Annotated in this window: 14 protein-coding genes; 10 read left to right on the top strand and 4 right to left on the bottom strand. The window is 30.8% G+C overall.

Annotated elements, in window-relative coordinates:
- The first annotated feature begins 108 nt into the window (after positions 1-108).
- Positions 109-1,032, top strand: coding sequence for a YihY/virulence factor BrkB family protein (locus V9L04_RS18505; protein ID WP_338791409.1), 924 nt, complete (start codon positions 109-111; stop codon positions 1,030-1,032).
- 249 nt (positions 1,033-1,281) lie between these two features.
- Entirely contained in the window at positions 1,282-4,578 is a 3,297-nt protein-coding gene (locus tag V9L04_RS18500) for a two-component regulator propeller domain-containing protein (RefSeq protein ID WP_338791408.1), read from the top strand.
- Between the two features lie 13 nt (positions 4,579-4,591).
- Here the strand turns inward: V9L04_RS18500 and V9L04_RS18495 are convergent, their stop codons facing one another.
- The 4 genes from V9L04_RS18495 to V9L04_RS18480 form a co-directional block, all read right to left on the bottom strand.
- Positions 4,592-5,806 carry a hypothetical protein gene (locus V9L04_RS18495; RefSeq protein ID WP_338791407.1) on the bottom strand — a complete coding sequence of 405 codons (1,215 nt, stop codon included), beginning with the start codon at positions 5,804-5,806 and terminating at the stop codon, positions 4,592-4,594.
- Positions 5,784-6,887 carry a hypothetical protein gene (locus tag V9L04_RS18490; RefSeq protein ID WP_338791406.1) on the bottom strand — a complete coding sequence of 368 codons (1,104 nt, stop codon included), beginning with the start codon at positions 6,885-6,887 and terminating at the stop codon, positions 5,784-5,786. Before V9L04_RS18490 ends, V9L04_RS18495 begins: the two co-directional genes overlap by 23 nt.
- A 6-nt stretch (positions 6,888-6,893) precedes the next feature.
- The gene (locus V9L04_RS18485) at positions 6,894-7,220 is read right to left on the bottom strand and encodes a hypothetical protein (RefSeq protein WP_338791405.1); all 327 of its coding nucleotides are present in this window, start codon (positions 7,218-7,220) and stop codon (positions 6,894-6,896) included.
- Between the two features lie 144 nt (positions 7,221-7,364).
- Positions 7,365-7,937 (bottom strand): hypothetical protein, encoded by a 573-nt coding sequence (locus tag V9L04_RS18480; protein ID WP_338791404.1) that lies wholly within the window; start codon positions 7,935-7,937, stop codon positions 7,365-7,367.
- Positions 7,938-8,166: 229 nt separating this feature from the next.
- Here V9L04_RS18480 and V9L04_RS18475 point away from each other — a divergent pair, with 229 nt between their 5' ends.
- The 8 genes from V9L04_RS18475 (at position 8,167) to V9L04_RS18440 (ending at position 15,620) form a co-directional block, all read left to right on the top strand.
- A complete protein-coding gene (locus V9L04_RS18475; protein WP_338791403.1) occupies positions 8,167-8,817 on the top strand; it encodes a histidine phosphatase family protein in 651 nt (216 codons plus the stop codon).
- 401 nt (positions 8,818-9,218) lie between these two features.
- Positions 9,219-10,094 carry a DUF3822 family protein gene (locus V9L04_RS18470; protein ID WP_338791402.1) on the top strand — a complete coding sequence of 292 codons (876 nt, stop codon included), beginning with the start codon at positions 9,219-9,221 and terminating at the stop codon, positions 10,092-10,094.
- A 24-nt stretch (positions 10,095-10,118) separates the two neighbouring features.
- Positions 10,119-10,970 carry a HindIII family type II restriction endonuclease gene (locus V9L04_RS18465; protein ID WP_338791401.1) on the top strand — a complete coding sequence of 284 codons (852 nt, stop codon included), beginning with the start codon at positions 10,119-10,121 and terminating at the stop codon, positions 10,968-10,970.
- Positions 10,971-10,972: 2 nt separating this feature from the next.
- Positions 10,973-11,941: a site-specific DNA-methyltransferase gene (locus V9L04_RS18460; protein ID WP_338791400.1), complete on the top strand. Its 969-nt coding sequence runs from the start codon at positions 10,973-10,975 to the stop codon at positions 11,939-11,941.
- Between the two features lie 38 nt (positions 11,942-11,979).
- Entirely contained in the window at positions 11,980-13,212 is a 1,233-nt protein-coding gene (locus V9L04_RS18455; RefSeq protein WP_338791399.1) for a ThiF family adenylyltransferase, read from the top strand.
- 26 nt (positions 13,213-13,238) lie between these two features.
- Positions 13,239-13,997, top strand: a complete 759-nt coding sequence (locus V9L04_RS18450) for a hypothetical protein (protein ID WP_338791398.1) — start codon at positions 13,239-13,241, stop codon at positions 13,995-13,997.
- A 69-nt stretch (positions 13,998-14,066) separates the two neighbouring features.
- The gene (locus V9L04_RS18445) at positions 14,067-14,909 is read left to right on the top strand and encodes a DUF2520 domain-containing protein (protein ID WP_338791397.1); all 843 of its coding nucleotides are present in this window, start codon (positions 14,067-14,069) and stop codon (positions 14,907-14,909) included.
- A 78-nt stretch (positions 14,910-14,987) separates the two neighbouring features.
- Positions 14,988-15,620, top strand: a complete 633-nt coding sequence (locus V9L04_RS18440; protein WP_338791396.1) for a macro domain-containing protein — start codon at positions 14,988-14,990, stop codon at positions 15,618-15,620.
- Positions 15,621-15,628 lie beyond the last annotated feature (8 nt).

Genomic DNA, 15,628 nt, shown 5'->3' with positions numbered 1-15,628 from the left:
TTTATTTTTTCTATGTTATAATTTTAGTTTATTTCATACAAAAGCCATTTTTCATTGCTTTTCATTTTTTCAACTTGATTTTTTTATTTTTATATACCTACTTATTTTATGGCTCACAAATTCAAATTCAAAGATTTAGGAAAACTTCTCAAAGAAACCTTTAAAGAATGGAATGCCCTTGACCCTTTTCGTGAAAGTGCTGTAATTGCGTATTATACGGTTTTTTCTTTACCTGGTCTTCTGATTATGGTAATAAAATCAGCAGGTGCACTTTTTGGAGAAGAAGCTGTCAGAGGAGAAATTACAGGACAAATTTCTGGAATGATAGGACAAGAAGCAGCCGAAGCTGTACAAGAAATGATAAAAAATGCACTTAGTAATCAAGATTCTACTTTTGCTTTAGTAGTGGGAATTGGTTCACTCCTTTTTGGTGCAACAGGAGTTTTTGTTCAACTGCAAAAGTCATTTAATAATATTTGGGAAGTAGAACCTGATACAAGTGGCAGTGGAATAATGAAACTGGTTACAGATCGGGCTACTTCTTTTGGACTTATTATGGTAATTGCTTTTTTATTATTGATTTCACTTATCGTCTCTACGCTTATTTCTACACTTTCAGATTGGATGATGAATTACCTACCTGATTTTATGATTTATGCCATGAGTGCTATTGAAATAGTAATCTCACTTATTATAATAGGAATTTTATTTGCTTTTATGTTCAAAACACTTCCTGATAGAGAAATTCAGTGGAAAACTGTCGGCATTGGTGGAATTGTTACAGCAGTTTTATTTACATTGGGTAAAGAAGGATTAAGTCTTTATTTTGGAATTGCAGAGCCTGCTTCTACATATGGCGTAGCTGGTTCAGTTGTCTTAATTTTGCTTTGGGTTTCTTACGCTTGTTTAATTCTGTTTTTTGGAGCAGAATTTACAAAAGTATATGCTCGTTTTTATGGACATCGTACAAAGGTTTCCAAACATGCAAAAAGTAAAGAAAAACTTCTAGATCGACGACCTACCTCTTTATAAGATATTCAGAAAAGGAACTTGATTAATGTCAAGTTCCTTTTTTTTTGTTAGTTGAATCTTGTCAGTGAGACACCAACAATGGCAAACGTATTTCTAGTCATGGCTTTATCAAGACACTCATTTTTGTAAAAAAATAAGGTAGTTTGAACTTAATAGATTGAAAAATTAGGTAATTTATCGAAAAGAAATGCAATTGTTTTGAAATAGTTTGTAAATTAGAGTACCAAACTTTACCTAATAATTGCATTTATGAATTCTTTTTTATCAAAAACACTGCTATTTTTCAGTAGTTTTATTTTTATTTATTTACCCTGTATTTCTTTCTCACAGGCTCAAAATCCTCATTTTCGTACTTATACTATACAAGAAGGATTACCACAAAGCTCTGTTTATTCTCTTCTTTTAGATAATCAGTCTAAACTTTGGGTAGGAACACAAGGAGGAGTTGCTTCTTTCAATGGACAAAATTTTACTACCTACACACAAAAAGAAGGTTTAGGAGACAATCATGTAACCACAATTTATCAAGATAATCAAAATCAGATTTGGGTAGGACATCGCTACACAGGAATTTCTCTCAAAAAAGGTAATACATTTATCAATTTTGCAGCCGATACTATAAAAGCTGTAAATTCTATCCTACGAACGCAAAATGACAAACTTTGGGTAGCCACAAATACAGGTCTTTTTTTGGTAGATGCAATTACTGGAAAACTACTTTCTCATCATTTCAAAGCTAATTTTATTAGTCAGATTTTTATAGAAAATGATGAAATTTTTGTTGTGGGAACAAATGGATTACATAAATTAAATACCACTAACCAAATACCAACACTTGATTCTCTTCTTTCTCCTTTCAGTCTCAACTCACAAGCAGCAGGTTTTTCAGATGCCAAATTTATAGATAAAAATACGTTTTGGGTAGCCACAGGGAATGAATTGTTCAAAATTTCATTAGAAAAAGCACAGAAACCTACTGTTTTAGAAAAGTATACAGTCAATGAAATTCCTCTTTTGAATGGAATAAATTTACTTAAAATCTCAAATGATAAAAGCATTTGGGTAGCTACAAATGGAGGAACTATTCATATAAAAGACAAAAAAATAGAAACTTTTACTACTCAAAATGGAATTGCAGGGTCGCAAGTAACCACTATCGAACAAGACTACGAGGGACAAATTTGGATAGGCACACACATGGGAAAAGGACTTTCACTTTTTCTAGGACGTTACTTCGAACAAATCAAGCAAGCTGAAGACGAAATCGTTTTTGCAACCACAACAGATAATCAAGGAGGAGTTTGGACAGGAACACTTTCAGGTTTGTATCGCTATACATTTACAAATGAAGCTCAAAGTAATATTGCTACTATAGAACAGATAAATATTTTCCCCAACACTTCAATTACATCACTTTATACTGATTCAAGAGGTTTGGTTTGGATAGGTGCGAGAGGAAAATTGGCGAGTTACAATCCTCAAACCAAACAAATTTCTGATTATTCAAAATTGATAAATGGCAATCCAAATGCGCCTATTATTTCAATCAATGAAGATAAAGCTAATCAGATTTGGATTTCAGTTTTTAGACAAAAATGTGTTCGTTTAACTATGCAAGGACAAAAAGCTGTTTCTACTCAAGATTTTACAACCAATGAAGGACTTGTCAGTAATGTAATTTGGACTTTGTATAAAGATAAAAAAGGGGATTTATGGTTTGGAAGTAATGATAATGGACTTTCTCGCTATGATGGAACAAAATTTCATTCCCTTACCAAAAAAGAAGGTTTACCACACAATCGTCCTGCTGCCATTACCGAAGATGCAGACGGAAATTTGTGGTTTGCAAGTATTGGAGGTGGTATTTTCAAGTATGATGGAAAAGATTTTAAAGTTTATACAACGAAAGAGGGTATTGGTTCTGATAATCCTTATTTAATTGTTGGAGATGCTTTGGGAAATATTTGGATAGGAACAAATGATGGCTTAAATCGCTTGAACCCAAAAACAAATGAAGTAAAAAAATATAGCTTTAAGGAAGGTTTTACAGGAATGGAAACGAATCAGAATTCAGTTTTTAGAGATAAAAATGATAATCTTTGGTTTGGAACAATCAATGGACTTATGAAATGTAATCCTACTTTATTTGAAAAAAATGAAACTCCTCCACCTATTTTTTTAGAAAACACACAGTTATTTTTGAGAGATACCATTCAAATTAGTAATCAAGAATTACCTTATGATAAAAATTATCTGACTTTTAATTTTATAGGAATTAGCTACAAGAATCCAACTGATTTGCGTTATCAATATCGTTTGACTGGATTAGATACAGAATGGTCGCCTCCAACAAACGCAAATTTGGCTACTTATACAAGCCTTCCCTATGGAAAATATAACTTTGAAGTTCGTGCCATCAATGCTGATGGTGTAGTTTCTAAAGAGCTGGCAACTACTTCATTTGTAATCAGTCCTGCTTTTTGGAATCGCCTGTGGTTTCAGATTTTAGCTGGAGTTTGTATTTGTTTTTTAGTTTGGGGAGGTCATAATTTGCGTATGCGAAAAATTCAGAATGACAAACTGCATTTAGAAAAAATTGTAGAAATTCGTACCGAAGAAATCAATGCTCAAAAAGAAGAAATTGTATCTTATAATGATTCTTTAGTAGAAAGAAATGCTGAAATTATGCAGCAAAAAGAAGAAATTTTGGCGCAACGAGATGATATTAGTTTACAAGCCGAACAGCTTTCGTTCATTTATTTAGAAGCTGATAAACAGAATAAAAAAATTAGTCAGAGTATTCGTTATGCAAAGCGAATCCAACAAGCAATGTTGCCTTCTGAAAAAACTTTGTTGCGTCTTTTACCCAATCATTTTGTGTATTATCAGCCAAAAGATGTTGTGAGTGGTGATTCGTATTGGATAGGAAAAACAAAAGGCAAGATACTTATTGCAGGAATTGACTGTACAGGACACGGCGTTCCAGGGGCAATTATGGCAATGGCTGCCAACTCTGCACTCACTCAAATCATTGAAGCAGAGGGAGAATGGCAACCTCACAAAGTTTTGAGTAGATTACATACACTTATTCGTCAGAATTTATCACAATCTGAAAGTAATATCAAAGATGGAATGGATATTATTTTGTGTGCTTTTGATAGTGATGAAGTTGAAAACAAACAAGTTTATTTTGCAGGTGCAAAACGTCCTTTTATTTATGTTCAAGATAAAAAACTTCATTCTGTAAAAGGCGACCGTCATTCTATTGGAGGAAAAGAAGAAGATATAGAATTTACATTGCATACTTTATCTTCAAATTCGGATACAACTTTTTATCTTACTTCTGATGGCTATCAAGACCAATTTGGAGGAAAAGAGAATAAAAAAATAGGAAGACACAATTTTTATGAAATGATTAAAGAAGTAGCTTCTCAACCTTTAGACAAACAGAAAGAATATTTTGCCGATTTTATGGAAAAATGGCAAGAAGAAGGAAATGAAGAGCAAATTGATGACCAACTTATTTTAGGGTTTAAGTGGAGTTAAAATAGCCTATCTTTTATCTTCGTTTGTAATTTCTGTACTGTGTCTGATGTCTATTTTGATGATGTTGATTTCTGTTTTTATAACGAGTGGTATCTTCTAAGAAGTCTCTTACTTTGGCAGTTTTTACTCTTTTTCGTGCATCTACCTGTCTTAAAATATAATTTTCAGTTTTAGAATTTTGCTTTTTTTCAACTTTTACAGGGAAAATAAAATCTGTATAAAATAGCAACTTTTTTTTGAGTAAACGAACTCTTTTTTCAGGAAAATCAACCAGTTTAATTTTGGCTTGACTTGAAATATCTTTTTTTGTTTTGGCTAAACGTAATAGAAAAGTAGTTATTCGTTCTTTTTTTGAGAAAAGTAAAGGAATACTAACTTCCTTATGGGTTTTGTCTTGTTTTTTCAAAATCAGATGAATGTAACAACTAGATTGATAATGAATTTCGATTTCGCTTACTCGTGCAAGTTCGATAAAAACCCCTTGTTGAATACCTTCAAAATAAAGAAATAAATTGTGATTGAAAACACCAAAAGTAACGGATTCTTCATTTTCTAAAAAACCTGTATTTCGTATTGGAAGTTGATATTTTTCCTTTTTAACTGCTTTCTTGAGTGAATATTTAGTATTTCCATAAACAAAAATATAAGTCATCAAAGCAGTACAAGAAAAGAAGATAAGTTTTGACGAAACTGTATCTAAAAAAGGAATAGCAAAAAGCCCTACAATGACTGAAATTATTATAGTTATTATGATAAATATCATGACATTCGATAACCAACCTTGTTCTGTTTCTGTTTCTTGAACTTGTAATTCTCCTTCAGTAGGCTCTTTTATTTTTTCTAATAAATCAATATATTGTTCTGTTCCTTTTTTGAAAACTGGGTCTAATCGAATTTCTATTTTTTTATCTATTGGATTAAAGTCAGAAAGCATTTCCAAACAGTTTTCAAACGAAACCAAAGAATTTGTCAGCGTAATAAAATAAGGTTGTATAATCGAAACATTCAACAATAATGGTTTAGAAACAGGAACAGAATTAAGCGTTTTGGTCTGCCCACAATGTTTCCTGTCCATGTATTCCCATGAATCCTTCTGAAAAGAAGACTTACAAACTCCACAAAAAACAACCTCGTCATTTGCTTGAATCAAATCTCCTGTAATGCCATCTTTGCGTTCTTCTTCTAAAAAAGAGTGATGTAAATGGCTATTTATTTTGTGAATATTCATTTTCTATAAAAGTAATATTTGGATAGAATTTTAGGCTACTTTGTAACGTTTTTTTTTGATTAGCAGGAAAACTAGTAATCATTATATTTGAAGGGTTCGCAATTTCTTTGTTAGATGAAGCTAATTTTACTAGAAACTCTGTTACTTCTGAATTTTTTGAGAAAACTAAAGGTATTTCTATTTCCTTTTTAGCTCTTTTGTAGCTTTTCAAGGTCAAAAGTATATAACAATGGGATTTATATCTAATTTCTATTTTAGATACTCTTGTCAATTCTACAAAGATTGCTTGTTTTAATTCTTCGAAATAAAGGAATAGGTTGTGATTAAAAATGCCGAAAGTAATTGAGTATTTGAACTCAAACATGCTTTCAAAGTTTCCCAAAGATATTTGCTTTTTTCTTGTTATTTCTTTTCTTTTCTTAATCTCTTTCTTTATTAAACTTTTAATTTTTTCAAAAGACAAAAGTATAAGAATAAATATAGCAATAAGAAATGGAAATCTAGCAAAAGCATATGCATCAGGAATCAAAAATATAAAAATAGTTGATACAAGAGACGAAATTAGAATGGTACGGGTTCTAATTAAATCTCCAATATTTTCCTCTTCCTCTTTATTAGGGTATAAAAAATTTCTACTTTCTTTTATTTTTCTCTCTTGTCCTATTTTTCTGTCAATTTTCTTTATTGCTCTTTTTGTCAGCTTTTCGTATTCTTCTGTTCCTCTCTTTAAAATAGAATTTAATGCAATATCTACTTTTTTATCTTTTGCTTTAAAAGATGAAAGTAGTTTCAAACACTTTTTAAAGGAAGTAGAAGAATTTGTAAGCGTAATAAAGTGAGGATTTATAGTTCTAACATTCAATAACAAAGGCATAGAAATAGGAACATTTTTAAGTGTTTTGGTCTGTCCACAATGCTTTCTGTCCATATACTCCCAAGAATCCTTTTGAAAAGCAGACTTACAAACTCCACAAAAAACAACCTCGTCATTTGCTTGAATCAAATCTCCTGTAATAGCATCTTTTCGTTCTTCTTCTAAAAAAGAGTGGTGTAAATGAGGATCTATTTTATGAATATTCATCTTTCTTTATAATGTCTTACGATAAGAAGGAAAATCTATTAATGTGATATTTCCTGTTTTATAAAACTCTTTTTGCAATTTTATCAATTCTGATAAAAATAAATTCACGTCTTCTATATTCAAAAAGACTAACGGAATAATTACCTCAACATCTTTTTTTTTGTGTTTTATTAGTGTAATGTACCAATAGGTATCAGATTGATAATTAATTCTAATTTGATCAATTCGTGTAAATTTTACAAAAATAGCTTGTTGTGCTTCTTCAAAATAAAAAAATAAACTATTATCGAAGATTCCAAAAGTAACAGTATCATGATTGTCTGAAGAATGCATGCTTTTTGATGGAAATTCATGTATTTTTCCGATTTGCTCCTTTTCTAGAAGACAATCAATCTCCTTATCATTTGATTCAGAGTTATTAAATAGCTTTGTCGTAAGAAAGTAAATTATTACTATAACTACTAAAGCCAAAGCTACTCATTCTACCCAACCAATTCTCATGAATCTACTAAACGCAAAGATTGAGAGTGGTATAGCAAAAACTGATACTGTTACTGTTACAATGAAAGCTCTTAGAGTATCCTCGTCTATTGTTTCAACAGATTTGTGATTTTTTCGCATTTCATCTCCTATGCGCTTACTTTCTATTCTTTTATATTGGTCTGATAACTCATTATATTTTGACGTTCCTTTCTTAAAGTTTTCTTTCAAATAAATAACTGTTTTTTTATCACTTGGCTTAAAAGTAGAAAGAAAATTTTGACACTCTTTAAAAGAAATATCTGAATTTATGAGCGTAATAAATGTAGGAATAATTTTGAAAACACTAAGCGATAAAGGCTGAGAAATAGGAACAGAATCAAGCGTTTTAGACTCATTACAATGTTTTTTACCAATATACTCCCAAGAATCTTTCAAAAAAGCAGATTTACAAACTCCACAAAAAACAACCTCATCATTTGCTTGAATTAAGTCTCCTGTAATGGCATCTTTTCGTTCTTCTTCTAAAAAAGATTGATGTAAATGAGGGTCTATTTTATGAATATTCATTTTCTATACTTTATATTTAGTCTGTAATTCTACTTATTTATCAATCTGTAACATAAAATTAGTACAATTCTTGAAACTATTTTATTTAATACAGACGTTATCTATTTAGTTTTGTTTGGGTAAATTGTATCTATATTTGACTTATAAACAAAAAAAACTCCTACAAAACTAAATTATCTAACAAAGATTTATAAAAATAAATACTCAATTCACTAAAACACAATTCATTATGAAAACCTCTACTCCAGATAAAATTATTTATATTATTAGGCACGGACAAACTGAATACAACCGATTAGGTTTAGTACAAGGTTGTGGCATAGATTCAGATTTGAATGATGTCGGAAGACAACAAGCTGAACTATTTTTTCAAAAACATGGACATACAAAATTTGATAAAGTCTATACTTCAATGCTCAAACGAACACATCAAAGTGTACAAGATTTTTTAAATTTAGAAATAGCTTGGGAAAAACTTATCGGTCTCAATGAGGTGAGTTGGGGCGATAAAGAAGGAAGACCTGTTACAAAAGAAGAAAATGATGCCTATTTTGAAATGCTGAAAGGCTGGCGTAATGGAGAGCTACATCTAAAAGTACCAAAAGGAGAAAGTCCTCTTGAAGTAGCAGAAAGACAAAGAGAAGCCCTAGAGGTAATTCTTTCCCGTCCACACGAAAAACAAGTTTTGGTTTGTATGCACGGAAGAGCAATGAGAATATTACTCTGCCAACTTATGCGACAACCTATTTCGAATATGGATGACTTCGAACACTCCAACCTAGGTTTGTACATTTTGCATTATCATTATGATACGCATAGTTTTGAACTACAACTAGCTAATGATAAAAGCCACTTGGAAGAAATGAATGTTTCTAAATAATTGTTTTAGAAAGTATTTTTTTACGTTTTTTACTTACTGATTTATTTGTAATTTATATTTTCTCAAAAAGAGAAAAGAAACCAATTTTAATTTGTGCTATATTTTTTTTTGAGATGTTGTAAAAAGCATGTTACGTTTTTGTCCTTGATGGAGACACCAATAATACCTATTTTTTTACTACTATTGGTATCTCCACTGACAATAATTTATTCCCAAGAAATAGTTAGTCATAAATTTAATTAGCTTCCCTACCTTAAAAGAAGGTAATTTTAATTGACTTTATTCCCTTTTCGATTCATAATTAATAATTGATTTGTAAGAATGCACTTTTTTTACTTTCTTAGCTATTCGATTGGTTAGAATAAAAAATTAATCGCATCACATTAACACAAAAATATAGCGTGTTCCAAGAAGATTTAATTATAAGAGATGAAAAGTTTGAAGTCGATCAAATAGGTAGATACAAACTTTGTTTTGCCCTTACGCCTACACAATGTCGTTTAGTGGTTTTTGATACAAAATCAGATCGTTGTCTGTGTTACGAACGATATACATCTGATTTTTATTTAGAAACCGATGAGCAGTTTTTAGAAGCCTTTAGCAGTTTGGTAGATACACATAGTTTTGCTTCGGCTGGATATTGGCAGAAAATTACACTTATGATGGGAGGACAAGAATTTACCTTTGTTCCAGATGAATATTTCAGAACAGAATATGCCCTTTCTTATTTGCGTTTCAATACTACTTTGGATACCTCAAAAACGTATGTACAGTTTAGTGAGCATCAGCTTGCCTCTACAAATTGTCTTTTTTCGATGCCAAAAATGGTTTCAGATTGGATAGAAGAAAAATATCCTCATCAAAAAACAGGAATTACGTATGTGCATCAAACGGCTGCTTTTTTGGAAGGACTTTTATTACAAGAAAATAAAGCGAATCAAGTTCATGCACTTATAGAAGGAAATCAACTTTTTGTAGCTGTTTTAGAGGAACAAAGTTTACTTTTCTTAAATCGTTTTGAGTTTAAAAATGCTGAAGAAGTTGCTTATTTTATTTTAGCTGTAAGTGATGATATAAAAATAAACTCTCAAAAACTAGAAGTTGTTCTTTATGGACAAAGTAATAAAGAAGGAAAGATTTTTCAGCTTTTAGATAGATACGCCTATGTAAAGTTTGCTGAGCGTCCTGCACATCTTAGTTTTGGGTATCAATTTGATCAACTAGAAAGTCACGAAGATTTTGATTTATTTAGTTTGTATTATGTCAAAACGGTTTAGACAGTTTACTTTTAAATAAAAAACATGCGTAAAGAATTAATAGAGTTAGTTTTCAAAGTTGCTAAAGAAAAGAATGCTTTTGAGCAGTTAGAAAATTATGTAGCTACTATTAGCAAGAAAAAACTAATTGAAAATATTATTGATGTTGGAATATTACCAGAAATGTTTGACCATGATAGTTCAGAAGAGAAAATTTGGGCTAAACTTTCAGATATTTTCTTGGCTCAATCACTCAATTATTTAGGAGTAAAATCTGAAGTTTTGGGTGCAAGAGGAAATTCGGCTGATGTTTTAGGAAGAACTAAAGAGTATACATTAGTAGCAGATGCAAAAACATTTAGATTAAGTAGAACTGCCAAAAATCAAAAAGATTTTAAAGTGAATGCTTTAGATACTTGGCGACAAACAAATAACTATGCTTTATTAGTTGCTCCTTTGGCTCAATATCCAAGCCGAAAAAGCCAAATATATTCTCAAGCTGTTTCTAAAAATGTAACCTTACTTTCATATACTCATTTACATTTTTTACTTGATTTTTCTAATCAAAAACCTTTAAAGTCTGTCTTAGAAACAGGAAAAAGACTTTCTGAAAATTCTGATTTGAAACTTCAAGATGCTATTCAGTACTGGGAATTTATTGATAGAACTATCGCTAATTCAGTAAATCAACCTATTGAAAAAATAAAACAGTATAGAAATTTAGAAATCCAAAAAACTAAACAAATTGGATTAGAAGGAATTAATTATTGGAATGAGAAAATAAAATCTTTTCAAAATTTATCAAAAGAAGATGCGATAAAATTATTAATCAAGTCTGAAAAAATAGAGAATAAAATTAAAACAATACAAAAAACTATTAATATAGAAGGTATTTAATTATGAATAAAGATTATCTAAATACAATTACAAATGGGGATTGTATAGAACATTTAAAGCATTTAGAAACTGAAAGTATAGATTTGTTTCTTTCGGATATTCCGTATGGAATAAATTTAGATGAATGGGACGTTTTACATAAAAATACAAATTCGGCACTTTTAGGAGAGTCGCCAGCACAAAAAGGAAAAACAGGATTTAAACGTAGAGGAAAACCAATAAATGGTTGGAGTTCAGCAGACAGAAATAGTGGAAAAGAATATCAAGAATGGTGTGAAAGCTGGTCATCACTTATTTTCCCCATTATGAAAGAAGGGGCATCAGTTTTTGTTTTTGGTGCAAGAAGAACATTACACCGAGCTATAAATGCCTTTGAAGATAGTGGTTTTTTATTGAAAGATGTTTTGGCTTGGAAAAAGCCTTCAGCTCATCATAGAGCGCAACGTCTTTCAGGAATTTTGGAGAAACGTGGTTTAAAAGAAGATGCAGAAAAATGGAAAGGGTGGCGTTTGGGAAATCTTGCGCCTATTTATGAACCTATTGCGTGGTTTTTTAAGCCTTATAAAATTACAATTACAGATAATATTCTAAAAAATGACGTCGGAGCTTTAAATATTGCAGAATGCAAAATAAATGGAACAAGTCCGACAAATTTGTTAGAATTTGGCTTTGAGTCTGTTTACGATGAAAATAAATTTCATGAAGCACAAAAACCTGTTGCTTTACTAGAGTTTTTGATAACACTTACAACGACAGAAAATCAAATTGTTCTTGACCCTTTTATGGGAAGTGGAACAACAGCAGTAGCAGCCAAAAAATTAAATAGAAACTTTATTGGTTTTGAAATCGATAAAAATTATACTTTATTAGCAAATCAAAGAATAGAAAATGTAATTCAGAAAAATGATACAAAAGCCTATTCGACCAAAAAAATAGAAAACGGAAATCTGAATTTATTTTATAAATCATAATTAAAAAGATAAATCAAAAAAGAAATATACCAGAAATTATGGCAAAATTTGAAGTAACCAACATCTCATCAACAGAAGACAGCTTTTTTGACCGTCAAGAAAGAATAGATTGGTGGGAACAAGATAAACTAAAAAATGCTACTGTTTTGGTAGTGGGTGCTGGTGCAATCGGTAACGAAACACTCAAAAATTTGGCTCTTTTAGGAGTTGGAAATATTCTGATTACCGATTTTGATGATATTTCAAAGTCTAATTTAAGTCGAACAGTTTTATTCAGAAAAGGAGACCAAGGAAAACGAAAAGCACAAACAGCAGCTGAAAGAATTAAAGAAATGGCTCTTTCAGATGATTTTAAAGTAAATTATTTTGAGGGTGATGTTGTTTGGGAACTTGGAACTGGCGTTTATAGACACGTAGATATAGTTTTGGGTTGTTTGGATAATATCGAAACCAGAATTGCTGTAAACAAACAATGTTATTTGGCAGGCACGCCTTGGATTGATGCAGGAATTTATGAATTAGGTTTGAGAATTAATTTTTATAAACCTCCTCATGCGCCTTGTTATCAGTGTAGTTTGTCACCCAATCAATGGCAGGCTGCTAGAGAGCGTTATTCATGTGATGATTTTAAAAAACAAGTAGTTAGTGAAGGAAAAATCCCTACAGTTCAGATTGCCTCTGCTTTGGTGGGTGCGTTGCAAGTGCAGGAAGCGATAAAATTCCTTTGTGGACAAGAAGTTCCTGTCGGAAAACAAATCTATTATCAAGGAAAAACAAATGATTTTGATGTTTTTGATATGCCAGATAATCCAGATTGTTGGGCGCATCAAGCGAGTTATGATGAAATTATTTCTTTAGATTTGAATACAGATATTTTACTTAAAGATTTCTTAAAAGAAATTTCTAAACCAGAAAATTCAGGCGAAGGAGCAACATTAGATTTTAGAGGAGATAGAACATTTGTAAAGAATATGTCGTGCCGAACTTGCCAAAAACAAATTGAATTTTACCGTCCTTCTTTCCGTATTTTTGATTACGAAAGTCATTGCGAAGAGTGTAGAAGTGAAGGAAAAAATGAAGAAGACAAACAAACTCCTGCACCAAAACAAACTATTGGACAGTTCAATTTAGAAACAACAGAAGAAAGACTACTTAATTTTTCACTAACAGAACTAGGTGTTCCTATTTTGCATGTCGTGGCAGTTCAAGATACAGATGGAAAACATAAATATTATGAACTTACTGGAGATAAAAAGAAATTATTTAGTTAGCAGTAAATAAACCTAGTTTTTATAAAATGCCAATAATTAGAAGTTCTGAACAAAAAAGTGAAACACTTGAAGAATTCTATAAAGGATTTATAAGTGATACATCTTCTTTTTCTTATAATGAAGTGGGAAAACTCATGTGTTCTTTCCTCTCAATGGTAAATGATACATTTATTAATACTACATTATATGGTTTGACTTCTCATGATGTACTTACAATACAACCCACAGATAATTGGGAAGATGGTTGGTATATTGCAATTACAGCTCTTAGTGATAAAACAATTCAGTTTGAATACAAAATGAATGAAAAAAGCCCATGGAGATATGCAACTGTAAAAGGACAAGCTAATACAATCGAAGAAGGTAGAGATTTTTTAATTATTGCAATGACAGAAAGTGGAGGTTGGACAGAAAATAAAGAGTTAAGAAAGTTGTATAATAAAATAAAAGCCAAAAAAACAGTAAATCCAAAATTTACGCTGTGGTTAGAATTTGAAGAGGTAGATCCCAATAACTGGGATATAGAAAATGAGTTTTGTAATATCCATGTTGATTTAGAAGATGGACGACATTATGGTTTGAATATTTGGACATACAAATTTTTAGAAACAGCTATCAACTATGATAAAGAAACAGGGCAAAATTTAGGAGGACTTTATCAAAAACCACCCGATTTGTTTGTAAAAGAATTGACAAGAGAGTGTATTGAACAAACTATTCAAGATTTGCTCAAAATAGATGATTTAGAAAAAGTATTGAATCCTTCTATTTATGATGGGAAATAAAAAAGATAAGCATAACATTCGCTATATTTTTATCTTTGCTGAAATCGTAATATTAAATTCTTAATTAATTTGAAAACTATATTCATTGGTGCTGGAAATGTAGCTTGGCATTTGGCAGTATTATTTTCTAAAAAACAAGAGATAAAAATTAATCATATTTGGAGTAGAAACAGAGAAAATGCAGAATCATTAAAGCAAAAACTGACAGAAATAGATAATCTGAATAAAGATATAGAAATTAGTCATTCTGTTCAACAATTAGACTTTTCTAAAATAGATGCAGATTTAGCTATTTTGTCTATTGCAGATGGAGCTTTTGAACGTGTTTTATCAAAACTTATTCTTCCAAAAAACTGTATTTTGGTGCATACTTCGGGAGCGCAACCGATGGAAATGCTAAAACTAGCTAATCAAAATGTGTTAGGAGAAAAAATAGAAAAAATTGGTGTTTTTTATCCTTTACAAACTTTTAGTAAGGCAAAAGTAGTAGATTTTAGTTCTATTCCATTTTGTATAGAAGCAAGTGAGAAAGAAATTGAAGAAAAACTGACAAATTTAGCCAAACAGTTTTCAACAAAAGTATTTCAAGTTTCTTCAAAAGATAGAAGTATTTTGCATGTTGCTGCTGTCTTTGCATGTAATTTTTCTAATTATTTGTGGACAATCAGTGAGCAGATTTTGAAAGAAAAAAACCTTCCCTTTTATATGCTAAAACCTCTCTTGGAAGAAACACTTCAAAAAGCATTAGAAATAAATCCTTCCAATGCTCAAACAGGTCCTGCAATTAGAAATGATAAAAAGGTAATTGAAAAACATTTAGAAATGCTCAAAACAATGAATAAGGAAATGAATTTGGATGATAATTTTACTCAAATTTATAAACTCATGACAGAGAGTATTCAAAAAAAGTAATAGATTTTTATCGTAGATTAAAGGCTTGCCTTTGACTGTATTCTAGTTTTTGTAAAAATTCATTCTTAAATTTACAAAATGAAATTTTATTTTGTAGATACAAACGAGAAAGTTACTGCTGCTTGGGAAAAAGTTTTTCAAGATGTAGAAAATGTAATTGTCAAGAACGATTCTATTTTTAATTATCCTTCTGATGTTATTGTAAGTCCTGCTAATAGTTTTGGATTTATGAATGGAGGAATTGATTTTGCTATTTCTAAAAATTTGGGTTGGCATATTGAAAAAAGACTTCAAAAAGTAATTAGAGAAAAATATTTTGGAGAACTATTAGTTGGTCAAGCTGAAATTATTCCCACAGACCATACCGATTTCCCTTATTTGATTTCTGCTCCGACTATGCGAACTCCCATGACAATTCATAGAAGTCCGAACGTATATTTGAGTATGAAGGCAATTTTGACACTCTTAAATTATGGGAAATTTGAAAATGGAGATCTTATAAAAGAGAGAATCAAAACGGTTGCTCTTTCAGGCTTGGGAACTGGTGTTGGACAAGTCCCAGCATTGCTTTGTGCTAGAAGTATGAGAATAGCTTGGGAGGACGTAATGAATGAAAAATTCAAAACTGAAAAAGGATGGGAAGAATTACGCTCAAATTATGCGTATTTCTTTACACACCACGACAGAGATATAACTTACAATATTCCTTAATTTATTTT

It is taken from the genome of Bernardetia sp. MNP-M8 (assembly GCF_037126285.1).
Lineage (GTDB): Bacteria > Bacteroidota > Bacteroidia > Cytophagales > Bernardetiaceae > Bernardetia.
Note: the sequence above shows the minus strand (reverse complement) of the source record. Positions and strands in the feature narration are given on the sequence as shown.

Bases quoted from the DNA above. Each gene is read 5' to 3' on its own strand.
- V9L04_RS18505 (WP_338791409.1), top strand. From the start codon at position 109: ATGGCTCACAAATTCAAATTCAAAGATTTAGGAAAACTTCTCAAAGAA.
- V9L04_RS18500 (WP_338791408.1), top strand. From the start codon at position 1,282: ATGAATTCTTTTTTATCAAAAACACTGCTATTTTTCAGTAGTTTTATT.
- V9L04_RS18495 (WP_338791407.1), bottom strand. From the start codon at position 5,806: ATGAATATTCACAAAATAAATAGCCATTTACATCACTCTTTTTTAGAA.
- V9L04_RS18490 (WP_338791406.1), bottom strand. From the start codon at position 6,887: ATGAATATTCATAAAATAGATCCTCATTTACACCACTCTTTTTTAGAA.
- V9L04_RS18485 (WP_338791405.1), bottom strand. From the start codon at position 7,220: ATGCATTCTTCAGACAATCATGATACTGTTACTTTTGGAATCTTCGAT.
- V9L04_RS18480 (WP_338791404.1), bottom strand. From the start codon at position 7,937: ATGAATATTCATAAAATAGACCCTCATTTACATCAATCTTTTTTAGAA.
- V9L04_RS18475 (WP_338791403.1), top strand. From the start codon at position 8,167: ATGAAAACCTCTACTCCAGATAAAATTATTTATATTATTAGGCACGGA.
- V9L04_RS18465 (WP_338791401.1), top strand. From the start codon at position 10,119: ATGCGTAAAGAATTAATAGAGTTAGTTTTCAAAGTTGCTAAAGAAAAG.
- V9L04_RS18460 (WP_338791400.1), top strand. From the start codon at position 10,973: ATGAATAAAGATTATCTAAATACAATTACAAATGGGGATTGTATAGAA.
- V9L04_RS18455 (WP_338791399.1), top strand. From the start codon at position 11,980: ATGGCAAAATTTGAAGTAACCAACATCTCATCAACAGAAGACAGCTTT.
- V9L04_RS18450 (WP_338791398.1), top strand. From the start codon at position 13,239: ATGCCAATAATTAGAAGTTCTGAACAAAAAAGTGAAACACTTGAAGAA.
- V9L04_RS18440 (WP_338791396.1), top strand. From the start codon at position 14,988: ATGAAATTTTATTTTGTAGATACAAACGAGAAAGTTACTGCTGCTTGG.